Origin of the sequence: Streptomyces sp. NPDC085931, assembly GCF_044540565.1 — a bacterium.
GTDB lineage: Bacteria > Actinomycetota > Actinomycetes > Streptomycetales > Streptomycetaceae > Streptomyces.
Genome location: NZ_JBITSK010000006.1, coordinates 274,027 through 293,168, shown reverse-complemented (window position 1 = coordinate 293,168; position 19,142 = coordinate 274,027). Strand labels below are relative to the sequence as shown.

Annotated in this window: 16 protein-coding genes; 5 read left to right on the top strand and 11 right to left on the bottom strand. The window is 73.3% G+C overall.

All coding sequences use genetic code 11. The features are described from left to right. Positions 1-4: 4 nt before the first annotated feature. The 3 genes from ACIGAN_RS14685 to ACIGAN_RS14675 are packed head-to-tail and all read right to left on the bottom strand — an operon-like array spanning position 5 to position 3,095. A complete protein-coding gene (locus ACIGAN_RS14685) occupies positions 5-1,003 on the bottom strand; it encodes an aldo/keto reductase (RefSeq protein ID WP_399857529.1) in 999 nt (332 codons plus the stop codon). Continuing rightward, positions 1,000-1,755 carry an SDR family NAD(P)-dependent oxidoreductase gene (locus tag ACIGAN_RS14680; RefSeq protein WP_399857526.1) on the bottom strand — a complete coding sequence of 252 codons (756 nt, stop codon included), beginning with the start codon at positions 1,753-1,755 and terminating at the stop codon, positions 1,000-1,002. The genes ACIGAN_RS14685 and ACIGAN_RS14680 overlap by 4 nt, the downstream gene beginning before the upstream one ends. Further along, complete coding sequence (locus ACIGAN_RS14675) at positions 1,752-3,095, bottom strand: L-fuconate dehydratase (RefSeq protein ID WP_365741547.1); 1,344 nt, start codon at positions 3,093-3,095, stop codon at positions 1,752-1,754. Before ACIGAN_RS14675 ends, ACIGAN_RS14680 begins: the two co-directional genes overlap by 4 nt. A 195-nt stretch (positions 3,096-3,290) precedes the next feature. Here ACIGAN_RS14675 and ACIGAN_RS14670 point away from each other — a divergent pair, with 195 nt between their 5' ends. After that, entirely contained in the window at positions 3,291-4,022 is a 732-nt protein-coding gene (locus ACIGAN_RS14670; protein WP_399857523.1) for a FadR/GntR family transcriptional regulator, read from the top strand. A gap of 21 nt (positions 4,023-4,043) precedes the next feature. On the opposite strand, the gene ACIGAN_RS14665 is transcribed toward ACIGAN_RS14670, so the two are convergent. The 7 genes from ACIGAN_RS14665 to ACIGAN_RS14635 all read right to left on the bottom strand — a co-directional run bounded on the left by ACIGAN_RS14665 (position 4,044) and on the right by ACIGAN_RS14635 (position 14,036). After that, positions 4,044-4,517, bottom strand: a complete 474-nt coding sequence (locus ACIGAN_RS14665) for a carboxymuconolactone decarboxylase family protein (protein WP_365741551.1) — start codon at positions 4,515-4,517, stop codon at positions 4,044-4,046. Positions 4,518-4,616: 99 nt separating this feature from the next. Next, positions 4,617-7,631, bottom strand: a complete 3,015-nt coding sequence (locus tag ACIGAN_RS14660) for an alpha-mannosidase (protein ID WP_365741553.1) — start codon at positions 7,629-7,631, stop codon at positions 4,617-4,619. 25 nt (positions 7,632-7,656) lie between these two features. After that, on the bottom strand, positions 7,657-9,663 hold the full coding sequence (locus ACIGAN_RS14655) for an endo-beta-N-acetylglucosaminidase (RefSeq protein ID WP_365741555.1): 2,007 nt from the start codon (positions 9,661-9,663) through the stop codon (positions 7,657-7,659). Continuing rightward, on the bottom strand, positions 9,660-10,907 hold the full coding sequence (locus tag ACIGAN_RS14650) for a glycosyl hydrolase (RefSeq protein ID WP_399857519.1): 1,248 nt from the start codon (positions 10,905-10,907) through the stop codon (positions 9,660-9,662). The genes ACIGAN_RS14655 and ACIGAN_RS14650 overlap by 4 nt, the downstream gene beginning before the upstream one ends. A gap of 37 nt (positions 10,908-10,944) precedes the next feature. Continuing rightward, a complete protein-coding gene (locus tag ACIGAN_RS14645; protein ID WP_399857517.1) occupies positions 10,945-11,850 on the bottom strand; it encodes a carbohydrate ABC transporter permease in 906 nt (301 codons plus the stop codon). After that, complete coding sequence (locus ACIGAN_RS14640) at positions 11,847-12,740, bottom strand: carbohydrate ABC transporter permease (RefSeq protein WP_399857514.1); 894 nt, start codon at positions 12,738-12,740, stop codon at positions 11,847-11,849. Before ACIGAN_RS14640 ends, ACIGAN_RS14645 begins: the two co-directional genes overlap by 4 nt. A gap of 6 nt (positions 12,741-12,746) precedes the next feature. Next, on the bottom strand, positions 12,747-14,036 hold the full coding sequence (locus ACIGAN_RS14635) for an ABC transporter substrate-binding protein (RefSeq protein WP_399857511.1): 1,290 nt from the start codon (positions 14,034-14,036) through the stop codon (positions 12,747-12,749). A gap of 269 nt (positions 14,037-14,305) precedes the next feature. Here ACIGAN_RS14635 and ACIGAN_RS14630 point away from each other — a divergent pair, with 269 nt between their 5' ends. The 4 genes from ACIGAN_RS14630 (at position 14,306) to ACIGAN_RS14615 (ending at position 18,554) form a co-directional block, all read left to right on the top strand. Continuing rightward, complete coding sequence (locus ACIGAN_RS14630; RefSeq protein ID WP_365096468.1) at positions 14,306-15,319, top strand: LacI family DNA-binding transcriptional regulator; 1,014 nt, start codon at positions 14,306-14,308, stop codon at positions 15,317-15,319. Positions 15,320-15,364: 45 nt separating this feature from the next. Then, positions 15,365-16,396, top strand: coding sequence for an alpha/beta hydrolase family protein (locus ACIGAN_RS14625; RefSeq protein WP_399857508.1), 1,032 nt, complete (start codon positions 15,365-15,367; stop codon positions 16,394-16,396). A 195-nt stretch (positions 16,397-16,591) separates the two neighbouring features. After that, the gene (locus ACIGAN_RS14620) at positions 16,592-17,929 is read left to right on the top strand and encodes an amidase (protein WP_399857505.1); all 1,338 of its coding nucleotides are present in this window, start codon (positions 16,592-16,594) and stop codon (positions 17,927-17,929) included. 205 nt (positions 17,930-18,134) lie between these two features. Beyond that, a complete protein-coding gene (locus tag ACIGAN_RS14615; RefSeq protein WP_399857503.1) occupies positions 18,135-18,554 on the top strand; it encodes a VOC family protein in 420 nt (139 codons plus the stop codon). A gap of 56 nt (positions 18,555-18,610) precedes the next feature. Here the strand turns inward: ACIGAN_RS14615 and ACIGAN_RS14610 are convergent, their stop codons facing one another. Continuing rightward, complete coding sequence (locus tag ACIGAN_RS14610; RefSeq protein WP_365741571.1) at positions 18,611-19,093, bottom strand: GNAT family N-acetyltransferase; 483 nt, start codon at positions 19,091-19,093, stop codon at positions 18,611-18,613. Positions 19,094-19,142: the final 49 nt, after the last annotated feature.

The window sequence follows — 19,142 nt, the reverse complement described above, 5'->3', positions numbered from 1 at the left end:
TTCGTCATGAGGGCTCCTCCCCGGACGCCTCACCGGGGACGGGGGCCCCGGCCGGCAGCAGGCCCTCGGCGCGCAGGTCCCGCCACACCGCGCCCGGCACCCGGGCGGCGAACTGGTGGGCACAGTCGCGGACTTCGTGCGCCGATCGGGCCCCGACGAGGACACTGGCGACGGCCGGGTGGGCGGCGCAGAAGGCCAGCGCGACAGCGCGCAGCGTGGTGCCGTGGCGGTCGGCGACCGACTTCAGGCGCAGGGCCCGCTCGACCAGCTCGGACGGGGCGGCGGTGTAGTTGTAGCGGGCGCCCGGCTCGGGGTTGGCCAGCAGGCCGGAGTTGAAGGCGCCGCCGATGACCACGGACGTGCCGCGCTCCAGGGCCGCGGGCAGCAGGTCGGTGAGGGCGCTCTGGTCGAGCAGGGTGTAGCGGCCGGCGCAGAGCACCACGTCCACGTCGGTGTCGCGGACGAAGCGGGTGAGCATCGCCGACTGGTTCATCCCGGCGCCGATCGCGCCCACCACGCCTTCGGCGCGCAGCTTCTCCAGGGCCGGGTAGCCCTCCCGGAAGGCCGCTTCGGCGTGTTCGTCGGGGTCGTGGAGGTAGACGACGTCGACCCGGTCGAGGCCGAGGCGTTCCAGGCTGGACTCCAGGGTGCGGCGGATGCCGTCGGCGCTGAAGTCCCACACGCGCCGGTGGGTGGCCGGTACGGCGAAGCCGTGGTCCAGGTCGTCGCCGGTGCCGTCGGCGGGTTCGAGGCGGCGGCCCACCTTGGTGGAGAGCGTGTACTCCTCGCGGGGGTGGTCGCGCAGGGCGGCGCCGAGCCGGCGTTCGGAGAGGCCGAGGCCGTAGTGCGGGGCGGTGTCGAAGTAGCGGATGCCGCGCTGCCAGGCGGCTTCCACGGCCTCGTGGGCCTGCTCCTCGCCGACCTCGGTGTACAGGTTGGCGATGGCGGCGGCGCCGAAGGACAGGGCGCTGACCTCGACGCCGCTGCCACCGAGCCGGTTCACCGGGCCACCGGGCGCGGCCGCAGGCCCTGCATGCCGCCGTCGACGGCGAGCGCGGTACCCGTGGTGGCGCCGGACGAAGGGCTCGCCAGGTAGGCGATGGCGCCCGCGACCTCGGCCGGGGAGACCAGCCGCCCGGTGGGCTGGCGGGCTTCGAGGGCCGCGCGTTCGGCGGCCGGGTCGGGGGCGGCGTCGAGCAGGCGGCCCACCCACGGGGTGTCGACCGTGCCGGGGTCGACGCAGTTGACGCGGATGCCCTCGCGGACGTGGTCGGCGGCCATGGCGAGGGTCAGGGCGTGCACGGCGCCCTTGGTGGCGCTGTACAGGGCGCGCTCGGGCAGGCCCGCGGTGGCGGCGACGGAGCAGGTGTTGACGATCGCGGCGTGCGCGGAGGCCCTCAGGTGGGGCAGGCAGGCGCGGGTGGTGCGGACCATGCCGACGACGTTGACGTCCCAGACGCGGTGCCACTCCTCGTCGGGGTTGTCCTCGACGGTGCCCTGGGCGCCGATGCCCGCGTTGTTCACCAGGACGTCCAGGCCGCCGAGTTCGGCGACCGCCGCCGTGACGGCCGCGCGCACGGAGGTGTCGTCGCTGACGTCGGCGCGGTGGCCGAGGAGTGGCTTGCCGACCGGGGACGGGTCCCGGTCGAGGACGGCGACCTGTGCGCCGCGCTCGGCCAGCAGGTCGGCGGTGGCCCGGCCGATGCCGGACGCACCGCCCGTCACCAGGGCCCGGAGGCCCTCGAAGTCGCTCATGCGGCGTGCCCCTTCTTCGTCGCGTCGAGGTCGGCGGCCCAGAACTCGCCGCCCGGGTACGTGTAGCGCGCCAGCGCCTCGGGCCGCAGGGCGGCCGAGAACCCCGGCGCGGTGGGTGCCGTGTAGTGACCCTGCCGGATCACCACCGGGTCGAGGAAGTGGTCGTGCAGATGGTCGACGTATTCGATGACGCGGTTCTCGGTCGTGCCGGTCACGGCCACGTAGTCGAACATCGACAGGTGCTGGACGAGTTCGCACAGGCCGGCCCCGCCCGCGTGCGGGCACACCGGCACGCCGAACTTGGCCGCGAGCAGCAGGATCGCGAGGTTCTCCGGGACGCCGCCGACCCGGGCCGCGTCGATCTGGACGACGTCGAGCGCGCCCGCCTGGAGGAGCTGCTTGAAGACGACGCGGTTGTGCGCGTGCTCGCCGGTGGCGACCTTCACGGGGGCGACGGCCCGGCGGATCGCCGCGTGCCCGAGGATGTCGTCGGGGCTGGTGGGTTCCTCGATCCAGTACGGGTCGAACGCGGCGAGGGCCCTCGTCCAGCGGATCGCCTCGTCGACGTCCCAGCGCTGGTTGGCGTCGACGGCCAGCCGCACGTCCGGCCCGATGACCGAACGGGCCACGCGGCAGCGGCGGATGTCGTCGTCGAGGTCGGCGCCCACCTTGAGCTTGATCTGGGTGAAGCCGTCGCTGACCGCCCGGGCGGCGAGCCGGGTGAGCTTGTCGTCGTCGTAGCCGAGCCAGCCGGGCGAGGTGGTGTAGGCGGGGTAGCCGCGCTCCAGCAGCCGGGCCGTGCGCTCCCCGGCGCCCTCCCGGCCGCTGCGGAGCAGGGCCAGGGCCTCCTCGGGGGTGAGGGCGTCGGTGAGGTAGCGGAAGTCGATCTGGCCCACGAGCCATTCCGGCTCGGCCTCGGCGAGCAGCCGCCACAGCGGAAGCCCGGCGCGCTTGGCGGCGAGGTCCCACACGGCGTTGACGACGGCGCCGATCGCCATGTGCATCACGCCCTTCTCGGGTCCGAGCCAGCGCAGTTGGCTGTCGCCGATCAGGTCGCGGTTCAAGGTGGCGGGGTCCGCGCACAGCCCGGCCAGGTCGCGGCCGAGGAGGTGTCCGCGCAGCGCGTCGATCGCGGCGACCTGCACCTCGTTGCCCCGCCCGATGGTGAAGGCGAACCCGTGCCCCTCGTGGCCGTCGGCCGCGTCGGTGCGCAGCACGACGTAGGCCGCCGAGTAGTCGGGGTCGGGGTTCATCGCGTCGGAGCCGTCGAGCTCGCGCGAGGTGGGGAAGCGGATGTCGTGGGTGTCGACCGCGGTGATGCGGGCGGGCGTCGGGGACACGGAGGTCCTTTCGTCGGTCGGGGCGGAATCGGACCCGGGGCGCGGCCGGTGGTCGCAGCAGACGCCCGCATGCTTATCAGACCAATCCAGTGGCAGAACACCCTCATTCTCCGCCAACGCTCGCTTCGGCTTTCGTATTGGCCGGACCACTTTGCTGGCTAGACTGCGCCGGAGCGCGGTGATCGGAGGAGTGGCGTGGACGACGAGACGGCCCCGCGCAGGGGTACCGTGACGCAGGGCGCCATCGAGCGGATCAAGGCGATGATCGCGCAGGGCAGGCTGGAGCCCGGCCAGCGGCTGCCGACCGAGCGCGACCTGGCCGCGCAGCTGGGCATCTCCCGCAGTTCGATGCGGGAGGCGATCCGGGCGCTCACGGTGCTGGGGGTGCTGCAGGCCCGGCACGGCTCGGGCATCTACGTCACGCAACTGGAGGCCGGCGACCTGCTGGAGACCTTCGGGGTCGTGGCGGACCTGTCGCGCGGCCCGCGTCTGGTCGAACTGCTGGAGATCCGGCGGACCCTGGAGTCGACGGCGACGGCGCTGGCCGCCGCGCGGATCACCGAGGACCAACTGGCGGAGGTGGGCGAGCACCTGGCGGCGATGAACGCCACGGACGATCCGGAGGAGATCATCGCCCACGACCTGGCGTTCCACCGGGTGATCGCGGTGGCCGCGGGCAACGCGACGATGGCGGCGATGCTGGAGGGCCTGTCGTCGCGCACCTTCCGCGCCCGGGTCTGGCGCGGCTACCAGGAGGAGGGTGCCCTCGCCCGCACCCGCCGCGAGCACGCGGCGATCCACCGCGCCCTGGCCGCCCACGATCCGGAGGCGGCCCGGGCGGCGGCGGCCGCGCACGTGGGCGAGGTGGAGCAGTGGCTGCGGGCGCGGCTCGGCCCCGGGGAGCCCCCGGGGCCCGGCCGCCGCTAGGGCCTGCCTGTCAGACAGGCCCTAGGCGAGCTGTCCCGGCTGGTAGTCACCGGCCGGCTGCCGGAGGATGACGTTCAACCGGTTCGCCGTGTTCATGAAGGCGATCAGGGTCACCAGCGCGACGAGCTGCTCCTCGTCGTAGTGCTTCGCCGCCCGCTCCCACACCTCGTCCGGGACGCCACCGGCGCCGTCCGCGATGCGGGTGCCTTCCTCGGCCAGGTCGAGCGCGGCGCGTTCGGCCTCGCTGAAGACCGTGGCCTCCCGCCATCCCGCGACCAGGTGGAGGCGCACGGCGGACTCGCCCGCCGCCGCGGCCTCCTTGGTGTGCATGTCGATGCAGACCGCGCACCCGTTGATCTGGCTCACCCGCAGCGAGACCAGCTCCCGTGTGGCGGCCGGCAGCGCTGATTCCACGACCAGCCGCCCCACGGCGGTGAACTGCTTGACGAGCCTGCTGCCGCCGGTGGTGGCGAAGACGTCCAGACGCGCGCTCATGGTGAGCTCCTTCGTCGTTGTCGGTGCTGACGCCCTTGAGAGCCGGCGGCTCACCCCGATGTGACACGCACCGCAGGTGACCTGTGTCTCCGCCCTCCCTCAGGCGCGCCGCAGCCGGAGCGTCACCAGTTCGAACGGGCGCAGCCGCAGCGCGATCCGGCCGTCCTCGGCCCGCGGTGCCCGCGCGTCGGCCAGCGGCCGTTCCAGCAGGTCCGTGACCGCGACATCCGCCACCTCGAACCCGGCGGTGAGCGTGGCGCGGGCCCGCCCGCCGAACGCCTCGTGGAACCGGACGACCACGTCCCCGCTGCCGTCGTCGGCGAGCTTGACCGCCGTGATCACGACCGCGTCCCGGTCGCACGTCACCAGCGGCTCGACCGCGCCGGCGCCGGTCAGCCGCCGTTCCGGCAGGTTGATCCGCCAGCCCTCGCGCACCGCGTCGCCGATGCCGGCGCCCGGCACCAGCGCGTGCCGGAAGCGGTGCACGCCCTGGTCGGTCTCGGGGTCGGGGAAGCGCGGGGCGCGCAGCAGCGACACGCGCACCGTGGTGGTCGTGCCGCCGTCGCCGTCGGTGCGGACCGTGCGGGTGACGTCGTGGCCGTACGTCGAGTCGTTGACGATCGCCACGCCCCAGCCGGGCTCCTCCAGGTGGACGAAGCGGTGGTTGCACGCCTCGAACTTGGCCGCCTCCCAGGAGGTGTTGGTGTGGGTGGGCCGGTGGAAGTGCCCGAACTGGGTCTCGGAGGCGTACCGTTCGGCGTGCACGTCGAGCGGGAAGGCGAGCTTGAGGAACTTCTCCGTCTCGTGCCAGTCGACCTCCGTGTCCACGAGCAGCCGCCGCTCCCCCGGGGCGAGCGAGAGCAGCTGCGTGACGCGGGAGGCGCCGAAGCTGCGGACGATCCGCACGCCGTCCCCGTCGGGGACCACCTCGTCGGCGTCGGTCAGGTCGGTGACCGTGTTGCGGTAGAACTCGTCGACGTCCCAGGCGTCCCACATGTTCGGGAAGTCGGGGTGCAGCTGGAGCAGGTTCGCGGCCCGGCCCGGCGCGACGGTCTCGCGGTCGGCCTCGATGTCGTAGGCGGACACGACCAGCCCGCGGGCGTCGATCTCCACCCGGAGCAGGCCGTTGTCCAGGACGTGCCCGCCGCCGGGCCGGCCGGTCAGGGCCGTGCGGGCCGGCGTAACCGGGGTGCGGGCGCCGCCGGCCGGGACTCCGGCCCGGGCGTGCGGGGCGGCGTTGAAGACGAGCGGCGTGCCGCCCTCGCCGGCCAGGGCACGCTGGGCGGCCTCGACGATCGCGGTCAGCTCCTCGGCGACGCGCTCGTAGGTGCGGCGGGCCTCGCGGTGCACCCAGGCGATGGAGGAGCCGGGCAGGATGTCGTGGAACTGGTGCAGCAGGACCGTCTTCCAGATGCGGTCCAGGTCCTCGTACGGGTAGGGGAACCCGGTGCGCACGGCCGCTGTCGCGGCCCACAGCTCGGCCTCGCGCAGCAGGTGCTCGCTGCGGCGGTTGCCCTGCTTGGTCCTGGCCTGGCTGGTGAGGGTGGCGCGGTGCAGCTCCAGGTACAGCTCGCCGACCCAGACGGGCGGTTCGGGGTATTCGGCGGCGGCCCTGTCGAAGAAGGCCCGCGGAGTCTCCCAGGTGACGGTCGCCGAGCCCTCGAGGTCGCGCAGGCGGGCCGCCTTGGCGACCATCTCGCGGGTGGTGCCGCCGCCTCCGTCGCCCCAGCCGGTCGGGGCCAGGGAGTGGCGGGCGACGCCCTTGTCCTTGAAGTTGCGGGCGGCGTGGGCGATCTCGCTGCCCTTCATGGAGCAGTTGTAGGTGTCGACGGGCGGGAAGTGGGTGAAGATCCGCGTGCCGTCGATGCCCTCCCACTGGAAGGTGTGGTGCGGGAACTTGTTCGTCTGCGACCAGGAGATCTTCTGCGTCAGCAGGTACTTCGAGCCGGCGGCCTTGATGATCTGCGGCAGGCCGGCGGCGAAGCCGAAGGTGTCGGGCAGCCAGGCCTCGTCGTTCTCGATGCCGAACTCGTCCAGGAAGAACCGCTTGCCGTGCACGAACTGCCGGGCCATCGCCTCCGAGCCGGGCATGTTGGTGTCGGACTCCACCCACATGCCGCCGGCCGGCACGAACCGCCCGTCGGCCACGGCCTTCTTCACCCGGGCCCACACCTCGGGCCGGTGGTCGCGCACCCACGCCCACTGCTGGGCCTGCGACATGGCGAAGACGAACTCGGGCTCGTCGTCGAGCAGCGCGGTCATGTTGGAGGTCGTCCGGGCCACCTTGCGCACGGTCTCGCGCAGCGGCCACAGCCACGCCGAGTCGATGTGGGCGTGCCCGACGGCGCTGATGCGGTGGGCGGAGGGTGCGGCGGGCGTGGCGAGGACGCCGGTCAGGCGTGAACGGGCCGCGGCGGCCGTGGCGTTGACGTTCTGCAGGTCGACGGCGTCGAGCGCCTTGTCGACCGCCCGGAGGATCTCCCAGCGGCGGGCTGACTCCACGGGCAGCTCGGCCATCAGCTCGCCGAGCACCTCCAAGTCGATCACGAGCTGCCACACGGTCTCGTCGAAGACGGCGAGATCCATGCGGGTGAGGGTGTACTGCGGCTCGCTGCCGGCGGTCTCCTTGTCGCCCAGCTGTGTGGGCAGGAAGGGGTGGTAGTCGAGGATGACGGGGTTGGAGGCGGCCTCGATGTGCAGCCGGACCTGTTCGCCGCCCTCGGCGGGGGCGGCGACGCGCACCCACTGGTTGCGCGGGTTGAGGCCCTTCACGGGGGTGCCGTCGGGCCGGTAGACCAGGCCCTCGCACTGGAAGCCGGGCATGTTCTCGTCGAAGCCGAGGTCAAGGATCGCCTCGACGGTCCGGCCGGCCCACGCCTCGGGGACGGTGCCGGTCACACGGAACCAGCTGGTGCCCCAGGGAGCACCCCACCGGGCGCCCACCTCGATCGGCTCGGGCTCGGCCGCGAGTCCCTCGGCGACCGGCACGGGCTCACCGGGCGCGTGCCACACCGCCACCTCCAGCGGCACGGACTCGGGGTACACGGCGGGGCGGACGCGCTCGTCGAGGACGCGCTTGAGGCGGGCTTCGACCAGGCTGCGGTCGTCATGCATGCGGGGTGCTCCCTAGAGGGGGTGGTTACCAGGGGTGGGTCAGGGTCACGGGGGCCGACGAGGTGTACAGCTCCCCCACGGCACGCAGTTCGAACCGTGCGGCCCGTTCGCCCGGTTCGGGCCGCAGACCGGAGACGAAGAAGGCGCGCTGACCGGTGCCGCCGAGGAAGCGGCGGGTGCCGTCGGGCAGGACCCGGTGCAGGGTGTAGTGCCGTACCGGGCCGCGCGCGGGGTTCCACAGCAGGCGCAGGTCCGCGCCGGACGCGGCGCCGACGCGCAGCCGCGTGGGGGCGGCCGGGGTGGGGCGGGAGGCGGTCCGGACGGCGATCCCGCCGAGCCGCCACCGCACCGTACCGCCGCCCACCGGGGTGAGCCGGACACCGAGCGCCCGGACGGTGCCGTCCAGGCCGCCGAGCCGCACGGTCGAGGTCCGCCACGAGCCGGAGGACTCGACCGGGAACCAGGTGTACGGCGGTGTCCCGCCGGGCGTGTCCGGTTCGCCGGTGGCGACGGCCAGCTCGACGCGGACCCGGCCGGCGTCGCTCCGGTGGGTCAGTTCGACGACCGTGTCCGGGGTGAGGCGCAGCCGGGTCGCGTACAGGTCGACCACGGCCGGCGCGGACAGGTCGCCGTCGACGAGGACGCTGCTCCCGCCCCGCCACGCGTCCGCGAAGTCGAAGGTCACGGCCGGGCGGCTGCCGGCGGTGTGCACGACCCAGCGCCGGGAGGGCAGCCGGTCCTGCAGTCCCAGGTGGTTCCAGGGCGTGTCGGACGTGACTTGGCCGTCCTCGTACCAGCGCAGTCCGTGCCCGGTGTTGAAGGAGCTGGCGAACGGCACCGAGGTGACGGTCGAGCGGTCGGCGACCGACTGGGCCGGGGCCCGCCAGCCGTCCGTGCCGTCGGGCCGGGACGGGTCCAGGGAGCGGCCGGTCCAGAACCGGTCGTCGGCGGCGTGGAAGGAGGCCGGGTCCCGCCGGTCGGCGGGCAGGTGGTTGCGGGTCCACTCGGGCCGGTACAGGCCGACCGAGGCGAGGTGCGCCCGGTCCTGCGGCACGATCGCGTCCCAGCGCACGGGCGTGTTCCAGCCGGCCGCCTCGACGTCGACGCCCGCCCACAACGCGTAGCGGCTGCGGCCCAGTTGCCCGGCCCTGCGCGCGGAGGAGACCAGGCTCTCCGGTGACCAGCGGAAGTCGACGAACATGTCGTCGCAGGTGCGGAAGAACGGCTCGTTGTGTGCGTTGAGCGCGCCCTGCCAGCTGACCGTGCCGTTCACGGTCATCGCGTCGTACCAGGTGACGCGCTGCCCCTTGGCCGACGCGCGGGACGTCAGCTCGCGCAGGAAGCTCAGCATGTCCGCGCCGAGGGCGGCGTCCCCTCCCCCGGTCTCGGCGTTGACGAACCAGCCGTCGAAGCCGTACGCCTCGGCGACCGCCACCAGCCGCTCGGCGAGCGGGTGGCGCCCGGCGGCGTCCTTCTGCACGAGGTCGCGGGTCCAGCGCAGTTGCCCGCCGTAGGCCGCGGGCGGCAGGAAGACGTTGCCGAGGACGGGCACGCCGTGCCGGTGGGCGGCGTCCACGATCGGCGCGTTGGGCGCCAGGATCAGGCCCTCGCCCGAGGAGCCGCCCCAGAAGACGAGTTCGTCGATGTAGGCCCAGTGGGTGAGGGCGTAGTAGTCGGCGGTCGCCGAGCCCTGGGAGGGGTTGCCCGCGGTCGGGCCGAAGGAGACCAGCGACTGGATGCGGGCCTGGCCCGCGCGGGCGGTGGCGTTGGCGGGGACGGGGGTGAAGCGCGTGGCCAGGGGGACGGACGCCGCGTTGAAGGCGAGGTCGGGGTCGGTCTCGGCCCGCCAGGACTTCAGGCCGCGCCAGGTGATGCCGGGGCCCGGGCTGCCCTCGGGCAGGGAGTCGGGGTACCAGTAGGACGCGAGGGGCGGGGTCGCCGCGGCGGTGCGCGGGGCGGCCGTCGCGGGCAGGGCGGGTGACAGGGCGGCGGCCGCACCGGCGATCAGTACCGTGCGTCGGGTGGGGGTCACGAGCGGATGCCTCCTTCGAGGACCTGGTCGGGGGTGACGGTCTCGGTGATGCCGCGCGCGGCCAGGTGCTCGGGGTCGGCGGCCCGGGTGTCGAGGACCGTGGTGGGCCGGGCCCCGTCGGCGACCAGCCGGAAGAAGGCCTCGAAGACGGGCCCGCCCGGGGCGCAGCGCGACCGGACCGCCGGGTCGGCGGGCACGACGAGCGCGGTGGTACGGCCCGCCGGGGTGGGCGAGGGGCCGCGCGCCGCCCGTTCCAGCACCAGGGCGGTGTCCTTGGGCTTGCGGTCGTTGGTCAGCAGGCCGAGTCCGTACTCCAGCTCGGGGAAGTCGGCGAGGTCGCGGGAGACGTCGTGGGAGCACCACCAGGTGATGCCCCACAGGTCCGGGCAGTCCAGGGCGTTCGCGACGGTCGCCTCGGTGAAGGCGGTGGCGTGCTCGGGCGGAACCAGGGGCGCGGGGGCGCCGACCTCCTGGAGCCAGACCGGCCGGTGCGGGTCATCGGCCCAGGCCTTGCTCAGCTCGATCAGCCAGGCCGCGTGGTGCTCGCTGGGCACGGAGGTGCGGCCGTAGCGCTGGGCGGTGCCGTTGAAGACCCAGGAGTGCACGGCCGTGACGGCGCCGTGCCGGGCGGCCTGGCCCGGGGTGAAGGGCTGGTCGTCCTGGTACCAGGTGGCGTCGTACTCGGCGTGCAGGTGCAGCCGGCCGGGGGCGCCCTCCTCGCAGGCGGCGAGCATGCGCTCGAGCCAGGTGGCGATCTGGCCGGGGGTGGCCCGGTCGGGGTCGGGGTGAGGTCCGGCCGAGAACTGGTTGACCTCGTTGCCGAGGGTCATGCCGATGAAGTTGGGCCGGTCGGCGAGGGCGGCGGCGAGGGTGCGCAGCAGGTCCGCCTGGCCGTCGAGCACGTCCGGGTCGGTGAACAGGTTGCGCCGGTGCCAGGTGCGGGTCCAGGCGGGCAGGAAGTCGAAGCTGCTCAGGTGCCCTTGCAGGCCGTCCACGTTGACGTCCAGGCCGCGTTCGGCGGCGGCGTCGGCCAGCGCGACCAGCTGCTCCACGGCGCGGGGCCGGATGAGGGTGCGGTTGGGCTGGAAGTACGGCCAGAGCGGGAAGACGCGGACGTGGTCGAGGCCGAGCGCGGCGATGGAGTCCAGGTCGGCGCGGACCGAGTCGAGGTCGAAGTCGAGCCAGTGGTGGAACCACCCTTCGCTGGGGGTGTAGTTGACGCCGAAGCGCACGGCAGGAGGCATGCGGGTCCTTGTGACGGAGGTACGGGGTCAGCCCTTGTCAGCCCTTGACGGCGCCCTCGCCGACACCGCGGAAGAAGTACCGCTGGAGGCAGGCGAAGAGGGCGATCAGCGGCGCGACGGCGATGATCGTGCCCGCGGCGACGAGGCGCTCGTCGTTGGCGAAGGTGCCGTGCAGGTAGTTGAGGCCGATGGTGAGGGTGAACTTGGACGGGTCGCTCAGCACGATCAGCGGCCACAGGAAGTCGTCCCAGGCGCCCATGAAGGCGAAGATCGCGACGACGGCGAGGGTGCCCTTGACCGACGGCAGGGCGATGCGCAGGAAGCGCTGCCAGACGTTGGCGCCGTCGACGAAGGCCGCTTCCTCGATCTCGTAGGGCAGGTTGAGGAAGGCGTTGCGCATCAGCAGCACGTTCATCGCGCCGATGCAGCCGGGCAGGACGACGCCGATCAGGGTGTTGTTCAGGCCGAGGTCCCGCATGGTCGTGAACTGGGCGATGATGATGCCCTCGACCGGCACGAGCATGGCGAGGATGAAGGCGAGGGTGGCGGCGCGGCGGCCGCGGTAGCGCAGCCGGGCCAGGGCGTAGCCGGCCAGGGCCGCGCCGACGCAGTTGGTGACGACGTTGGCGGCGGCGACCTTCAGCGAGTTCAGGGCGTAGTCCCACACGGGGATGGTGTCGGCGACCCGCTCGTAGTTGTGCAGGGTCGGCTCGCCCGGCAGGAACGTCGGCGGGGAGCTGTAGATGTCCTCGGTGGGGCCCTTGAGGGACGTGGACAGCTGCCACAGGAACGGGCCGATGGTCAGGGCGAGGACGGCGAGCAGCAGGACGTAGCGCAGGGCCAGTTCCCACACCCGGACGCGGCGGCCGTGCTCGTCGGTGATCCGGGGCTCGCGCGTCGCGCCGGGCCGCTCGGGAGCCCGGGTCTTCTCCAGGACGGTCACGCGTCCTCCTTCCGGTCGGCGCGCAGCACCAGCAGCATCAGGGCGACGGTGACGACGAAGACGACGACGGAGATCGCGGAGGCGTAGCCGACGCGGCCGCTCAGGCCGGTGCCGGTGCGCTGCACGAGCATGACCAGGGTGGTGTCCTCGCCGGCCGGTCCGCCGCTCGGGCCCGCCAGCAGGTACACCTCGGAGAACACCTTGAACGCGGCGACCGAGGAGAGGGCGCCGACCAGGACCATGGTGGAGCGCACGGCGGGCACGGTGACGGTCAGGAAGCGGCGCACCGCGCCCGCCCCGTCCACGGCGGCGGCCTCGTGCAGTTCGCGCGGCACGTTCCCGAGCGCCGCCAGATAGATGATCATGTAGTAGCCGAGGCCCTTCCACACCGTCACGGCCATCGCGCTGAGCAGGAGCAGCCACTGGTCGCTGAGGAAGCCGACGCGGCCCGCTCCGACCGTCTCCAGCAGGGAGTTGACCAGCCCTCGCTCGTCGAGCAGCCACACCCAGATCAGCCCGACCACGACGATCGAGGCGACGACCGGGGTGTAGAAGGCGGACCGGAAGAAGGCGATGCCGGGGATGTTCTTCTGCACCAGCAGGGCGAGCAGCAGCGGCAGGACGACCAGCAGTGGGACGACCCCGAGGACGTAGAGGGTGCTGTTGCGCAGGCCGATCCAGAACATGTCGTCGTGCAGCAGCTCACGGAAGTTGGCCAGCCCCACGAACCGCCCGGGGATCAGGGTGCGGCGGTCGGTGAAGGAGTTCACCACCGTGGAGACGAACGGGTAGAGCACGAACGCGCCGATGACGAGCAGACCGGGGGCGGCGAACAGCCAGGGGCTGGTGGGCAGTTGGCGCCGCACCCGGGAGGTGCCGGAGAGAGCCATGGTGCGTCAGCCCTGCTGCTTCAGAAGCCGGTCGCACTCCTTGACAGCGTTGTCGAGGGCTTCCTTCGGGCTCTGCTTGCCCTGGAGCGCCTTGGCGACCTCGTTGCGCAGGGCGATCTTCATCTGCTCGCTGAACAGCACCGGCGTGTAGTTGACGGCCGTCTTCAGGGACTTGGCGGCGGCGACCCGGACGCGGGTCTCGTCGGTGCCGTCCTCCTCGGTGAAGTACGGGTCGTCCAGCGAGCCGGCGGTGCTGGGGAAGATGGCGACCTTCTTGGCGAAGGACATCTGGTGGGCCGCGTCGGTGACGAAGTGCGCGAAGGCGACTGCGGCGGGCTTGCGCTTCGTCTGGGAGTTCACCATCACGCCCATCACGTACATGTTGACGTGGCCGGTGCTGGTGATCTGGTCGGTGATGCCGATGTTCTTGTACAGGCTCGGCGCCTGCTTCTTGAAGTTGCCGAGGTCGAGGGCGCTGCCGGGGTTCATGGCGACGGCCCCGGTGAGGAACTTCTTGCCGGACGACTCGGGCGTGGCGGTCAGCGCCTGCGGGTCGAGGGCCTTCGCGTCGTACAGCTTCTTGTACTCGGCGAGGAGTTCGACGCCCTTGGCGTCGTTGAAGGTGAAGGCGGTGCCCTCCTTGTTCATCAGCGGGACGCCGTAGCGGCCGAAGTCCTCGATGGTGGGCACGTTGGCGAGGGTAGCGACCTTGCCGTCGCTCTTCTTCGCGAGTTGCAGGGCGGCCGAGAAGAGTTCGCCGTACGTCTTCGGGGGCTTCTCCGGGTCGAGCCCGGCCTGCCGGAACAGGGTCTTGTTGTAGAAGAGCGGGCCGGTGTTGAGGTACCAGGGGAAGGCGTAGGTGCCGGGCAGGCCCGGTATCCGGTGGCCGTCCCAGGCGCCGGGCAGGTACTCCTTGCGGTACTGCGGGGCGGCCTTGTCCAGGTCGAGGGCGAGACCGGCCTTGGCGAGCGGGGCGACCAGGTCCGGGGAGACGTTGACGACGTCGGGCAGGGTGCCGCCGGCGGCGTCGGCGCTGATCTTGTCGGCGTAGCCCTCGGCGGGCTGGTCGACCCACTTCACGTCGGTGTCCGGGTACTTCTTCTCGAACTCGGCGATCAGGCCCTCGAAGTAGGGCTTGAAGTTGGCGCGCAGGTTCCAGGTCTGGAAGGTGATGTCGCCTGCGACCTTGCCGGAGGCGTCGGCGGAACCGCCGCCGTCACCCCCGGAGCCGCAGGCACCGAGGGGCAGGAGGACAGCGACGGCAGCGGCGGCGAAGGCTCTGCGGGAGATGCGCACGGTGACCGGCTCCTTGGGAAACGGGAGGGGGAGGATGGCGGGAATGACGCCGGGCCAGACCTTGCATCGCGCCGTTCGTGAAAGTCAATGGATTCCGCTCAGCTAAAGTCATTAGCTGGATGACGTTGCAGGTCAGACGGGTTCGCCGACCCTCCTTGCGCTCGATCGCTAATGCGCTTTAGGGTCAGGTCGCTCAAGCGCATTAGTGCGCACCGACCGACGAAGGGTCAGGCGTGACGGAAAAGCGCTCGCCGGCGCGGCGGCCGACGATGAAGGACATCGCCCGGCGGGCCGGCGTCTCCGAGAGCGCGGTGTCCTTCGCGCTGAACGGCAGGCCCGGTGTCTCCGAGGTCACCCGGGACCGGGTCCGCCGGGTCGCCGAGCAACTGGGCTGGCGTCCCAGCACGGCGGCGCGCGCCCTGTCCGGGGAGGGCGCGGCGACGGTCGGCTTCGTCCTGGCCCGCCCGGCCGGGACGCTGGGCGTGGACTCGTTCTTCCTGCAGCTCGTCTCGGGCATCCAGGAGGTGCTGGCCGAGCGGCACCTCGGGCTGCTGTTCCAGATCGCCGCGGACCTCGACGACGAGTGCGCCGTGTACCGGCGGTGGTGGGCCGAGCACCGGGTGGACGGCGTGCTCGTGGTCGACCCGCGCACCGACGACCCCCGGCCCGGTCTCCTCGACGAACTCGGGCTGCCCGCCGTGGTGATCGGCGGCGCCCCGGACGAACGGCACCCCCGGCTGTCGACGGTGTGGGCGGACGACGCGGGCGCCATGGCGGCGCTGGTGGACGGGCTGTACGCGCTCGGCCACCGGCGGATCGCGCACATCGCCGGGCTGCCCGGGCTGGCCCACACCGAGCGCCGGATCCGCACGCTGCGGGCGCAGGCCGAGCGGCGGGGCCTGACCGCGGTGCGGTCGGTGCCGACCGACTACTCGGACGCGGCGGGCGCGGCGGTCACCCGCCGGGTGCTGGACGGGCCCGGCGCCCCGACGGCCCTGATCTACGACAACGACGTGATGGCCGTCGCCGGGGTGGCCGCGGCGGCCGAGCTGGGTTTCTCGGTGCCGGCCGACGTGTCGGTGGTGGCCTGGGAGGACTCCGCCCTGTGCCGGCTGGTCAAACCGTGGCTGTCCGCGCTCTCCCGGGACAGCGTCGAGTTCGGCCGCACGGCGGCACGGGAGCTGACCGCCCTGCTGGACGGCGGCCCGGCACGGACGGTACGGGTGCCGGTCCCGGCCCTGATCGAGAGGGACAGCACCGGGCCGGCACGGGGCAGGTCCTAGGCGGCACCCTGCCCGCCGGGGCGCCGGGGGGTCACAATGGACGGTATGCGCCTACGGGGCATCGCCTGTGCCGCCGCCGGGCTGCTGCTGGCCGTCACCCTCGGCTGCACCGGCGGCGACGGATCCGCCGCGCCCTCGACCGGTACGGTGACCGCGAGCACGCCCGCGGACCCGAGCCCCCGCGGCGCCACCCCCTCCCCCGGCCCCGTCGACCCGGTCTCGCTCCCCGCCCTGATGCGGCGCGAGCACACCGGCTCCGGCCTGCGCCTCGGCGAGGTGCTCGACCGCACCTCCGCCTACACCCGCTACGCCGTCACGTACGAGGTGAACGGCCTGACCGTGTCGGGGATCATGAACATTCCCCGGGGCGAGGGCCCGTTCCCCGCGCTGGTGCTGGCGCACGGCTACATCGACCCGGACACCTACTTCAGCGGCCAGGGCATGCCGCGCGAGCAGGACCGCCTGGCCCGCGGCGGTTACGTCGTCCTGCACACCGACTACCGCAACCACGCCCGCTCCGACGACGACCCCGACAACGACGTGAACCTGCGCCTCGGCTACACGGAGGACGTCATCGGCGCGGCCCTGGCCCTGCGCGGCTCCGGGCGCCCGGAGATCGACGGCGACCGGATCGGCCTGTTCGGCCGGTCCATGGGCGGCGGGGTCGTGTACAACGCGCTGGTCGTGGCGCCCGGCCTGTTCGACGCGGCCGTCGCGTACGCGCCGGTGAGCGCCCGCCCGCAGGAGAACATCGACCACTTCCAGCGGCCCGACGGCGACCCGCTCGTGGCAAGGATCGAGGAGAGGCACGGCACACCGGAGGAGAACCCGGCGTTCTGGCGCGGTGTCTCCCCCCTGACCTACGCCGACCGCCTGACCGAGCCGCTGCTGATCCAGCACGGCACCGCGGACGACACCTGCCCCCCGGCCTGGTCGCGGGAGGCCGCCCGGGTGTTCCGGGAGGCGGGCAAGGACGTGGAGTTGCGCACCGTCGCCGGTGAAGGCCACACGTTCGGGGCCCGGTGGGCGGCCGAGATGGACGTCACGGAGGCCTTCTTCGCGCGTCACCTGCGCTGAGCACCGCAGGTCCGCGCCGAGCGCCTCAGGACCCACATCGAGCACCGCAGGCCCGCAGGCCCGTGCCGAGCACCCCGAGGGCGTGTTCCGGCGCGCAATACGGCTCGCGATCTCGACGTGCGCCCCCGGCCGGTGCACAGTTCTCCCTACGTACTCACCGGTAGCCCGTCTCCCCCGTCCTGTCGAGGAGCCTCTGTGACCACCTGGGCCGGCCGCACCGCCGCCGAGATCTCCGCCGCCGTCCGCGAGAAGCGGGTCACGCCCCGGGAGGTGGTCGCCGAGCACCTCGAACGGATCCGGCGGCTCGACGGGCGGCTGGGCGCCTTCCGGCTGGTGCGCGCCGAACGGGCCCTGACCGAGGCCGACGAGGTGGCCGCCCGGAGCGACCTGGCCGAACTGCCCCTGGCGGGAGTGCCGGTGGCCGTCAAGGACAACCTCGCGGTGCGCGGCGAGTCCCGCCGCGTCGGTTCGGCGGCCACCCCGGACACGCCGGCCGCGCGGGACCATGTGACGGTGGCCCGGCTGCGGGCCGCGGGCGCGGTCGTCGTGGGCCTGACGAACGTGCCCGAACTGTGCGTCTTCGGCACGACGGACGGCGTGCTGGGCACCGCCCGCAACCCCTGGGACCCGGCCCGCTCGGCGGGCGGTTCCTCCGGCGGCAGTGCCACCGCCGTCGCGGCCGGGATGGTGCCGATCGCCCTCGGCAACGACGGCATGGGCTCGCTGCGCATACCGGCGGCCAACTGCGGCCTGGTCACCATCAAACCGGGCCGCGGGGTGGTGCCGGCCGGGGACAGCGACTGGTTCGGCCTGGCGGAGAACGGGCCGCTCGCCACGACCGTCGAGGACGCCCGTCTGATGCTGGCGGTCCTCGCCGGCACCGAACCCGCGCCCCCGGCCGCCCCCGGTGCCCTCGCGGTGGCCGTGTCGCTGCGCAGTCCGCTGGCCGGTGTCACCGTCAGCCGGCCGTACGCGGCGGCCGCGCGGGACGCGGCCGGGGTGCTCATGCGGGCGGGCCACCGGGTCCGGCGCGCCGACCCGCCCTACCCGCTGTCCCTCGCCACCACCGCCCTCCTGCACTGGACGGCGGGCACCGCGGCCGACGCCCGGCCCCTCGACCCCCGCCTGCTCACCCGCCGCACCCGGGTGCACGCCCGGCTCGGCCGGCCCTTCGTGGGCACCGTCGGGACCGGCGCGGCCCGGGAGCGGCTGCGGCACCGGCTGGAGCCGTTCTTCGCCGAGTACGACGTGCTGCTCACCCCCGCGCTGGCCCGCCGCTCCCCGAAGGCCGGGCCCTGGCACGAGCGGGGCTGGCTGAGCAATCTGCTGGTCAACACCGCCTACTCGCCCCTGACGCCCGCCTGGAACCTCACCGGCTGGCCCGCCCTGGCCGTCCCCTGCGGCACCCTGCCCTCCGGCGCCCCCTGCGCCGTGCAGCTGGTGGGACGCCCGGGCTCGGAAGAGAGACTCCTGGCCGTGGCAGGGCAGTTGGAGGCCAGAAAGCCGTGGCGGCGCACGGCGCCGGTCGGCTAGGGTCGGCCGGGTGACTGCCGGGTCGGCCGTAGGCCATGCACGAGTGAGGCGCCCGGCCTCGGCATGAGGGCGGCGGGGGTGACCCCGCCCGGCCCCGGCCGACAGCCGGAGCGGGCACGCGCCCCGCCTGATGTCTCCGCGTTCCCTCGTCCAGCGCCCCGTGCGGCGCGTCCTCATCACCAGTGAACCGGAGACGAATCCAGTCATGTCCCTCGCAGAACACAGCACCGAACCGCCGGCCGCCGTCGCCCGGCTCGACCACACGGTCGTCTACGCCTCCGACCGGCAGCTGTCGGCCGAGTTCCTGGCAACCGTGCTGGGCCTGAAGGTCGGCGCGCCCTTCGGGCCGTTCCTCCCGATCGACCTGGGCAACGGCGTGACCCTCGACTACTACGAGAAGAGCGACGAGCCGGTCCAGCCGCAGCACTACGCCTTCCTCGTGCCCGAGGAGCAGTTCGACACGATGATCGCCCGCCTGGAGGCGCTCGGCGTGACCTACTACGCCGACCCGCGCCACAGCGAGCCCGGACGGGTCAACGACCTCTTCGGCGGTCGCGGCGCCTACTTCGCCGACCCGGACGGCCACAACATGGAGATCATGACCCGGCCCTACGCCCGTCCCTGACGCCCTTCGGGACCCCGTCGGGGGCGGCGGGCGCGCCGCCCCCGCGGACCGCCGCCCTACAGGGCCCGGTACATGATGTGCAGTCCCACCGGGCCGTGCCGGGGGTGGTCGAACGCCTCCGGCACCGTGCCGAGGATCGTGAACCCGAGCGAGGTCCACAGCTGCACGGCGGGGTTGGTCTCGACGACGGCGTTGAACACCATCCCCCGGTAGCCGGCGGCGCGGGCCTCGGTGAGCAGGTGCTCGGCGAGGGCCCTGCCGTAGCCCCGGCCGCCCCGGCCGGGGTCGACCATGAAGCCGGCGTTGGCGATACGGGCCGCCGGGCCGCCGTAGTTGGGGGTGAGGTAGGCGGAGGCGACGACCGTGCCGCCGTCGTCCTCGACGACGTAGACGCGTTTCGCGGGGTTCATCCACAGGACCCGGGCCTCCTCCTCGGAGGTTCCCGGGTCCCATGCGTAGGTCTCGCCCGCGGCGACGATGCGGTGCCAGAACGGCCAGATGCGAGGCCAGTCGTCAGCCGTTGCTTCCCTGATCAGCATGGGTGCGAGTGTGGCACGCCCATGCTCGGCGGTCGCTGAGGGTTCCGCG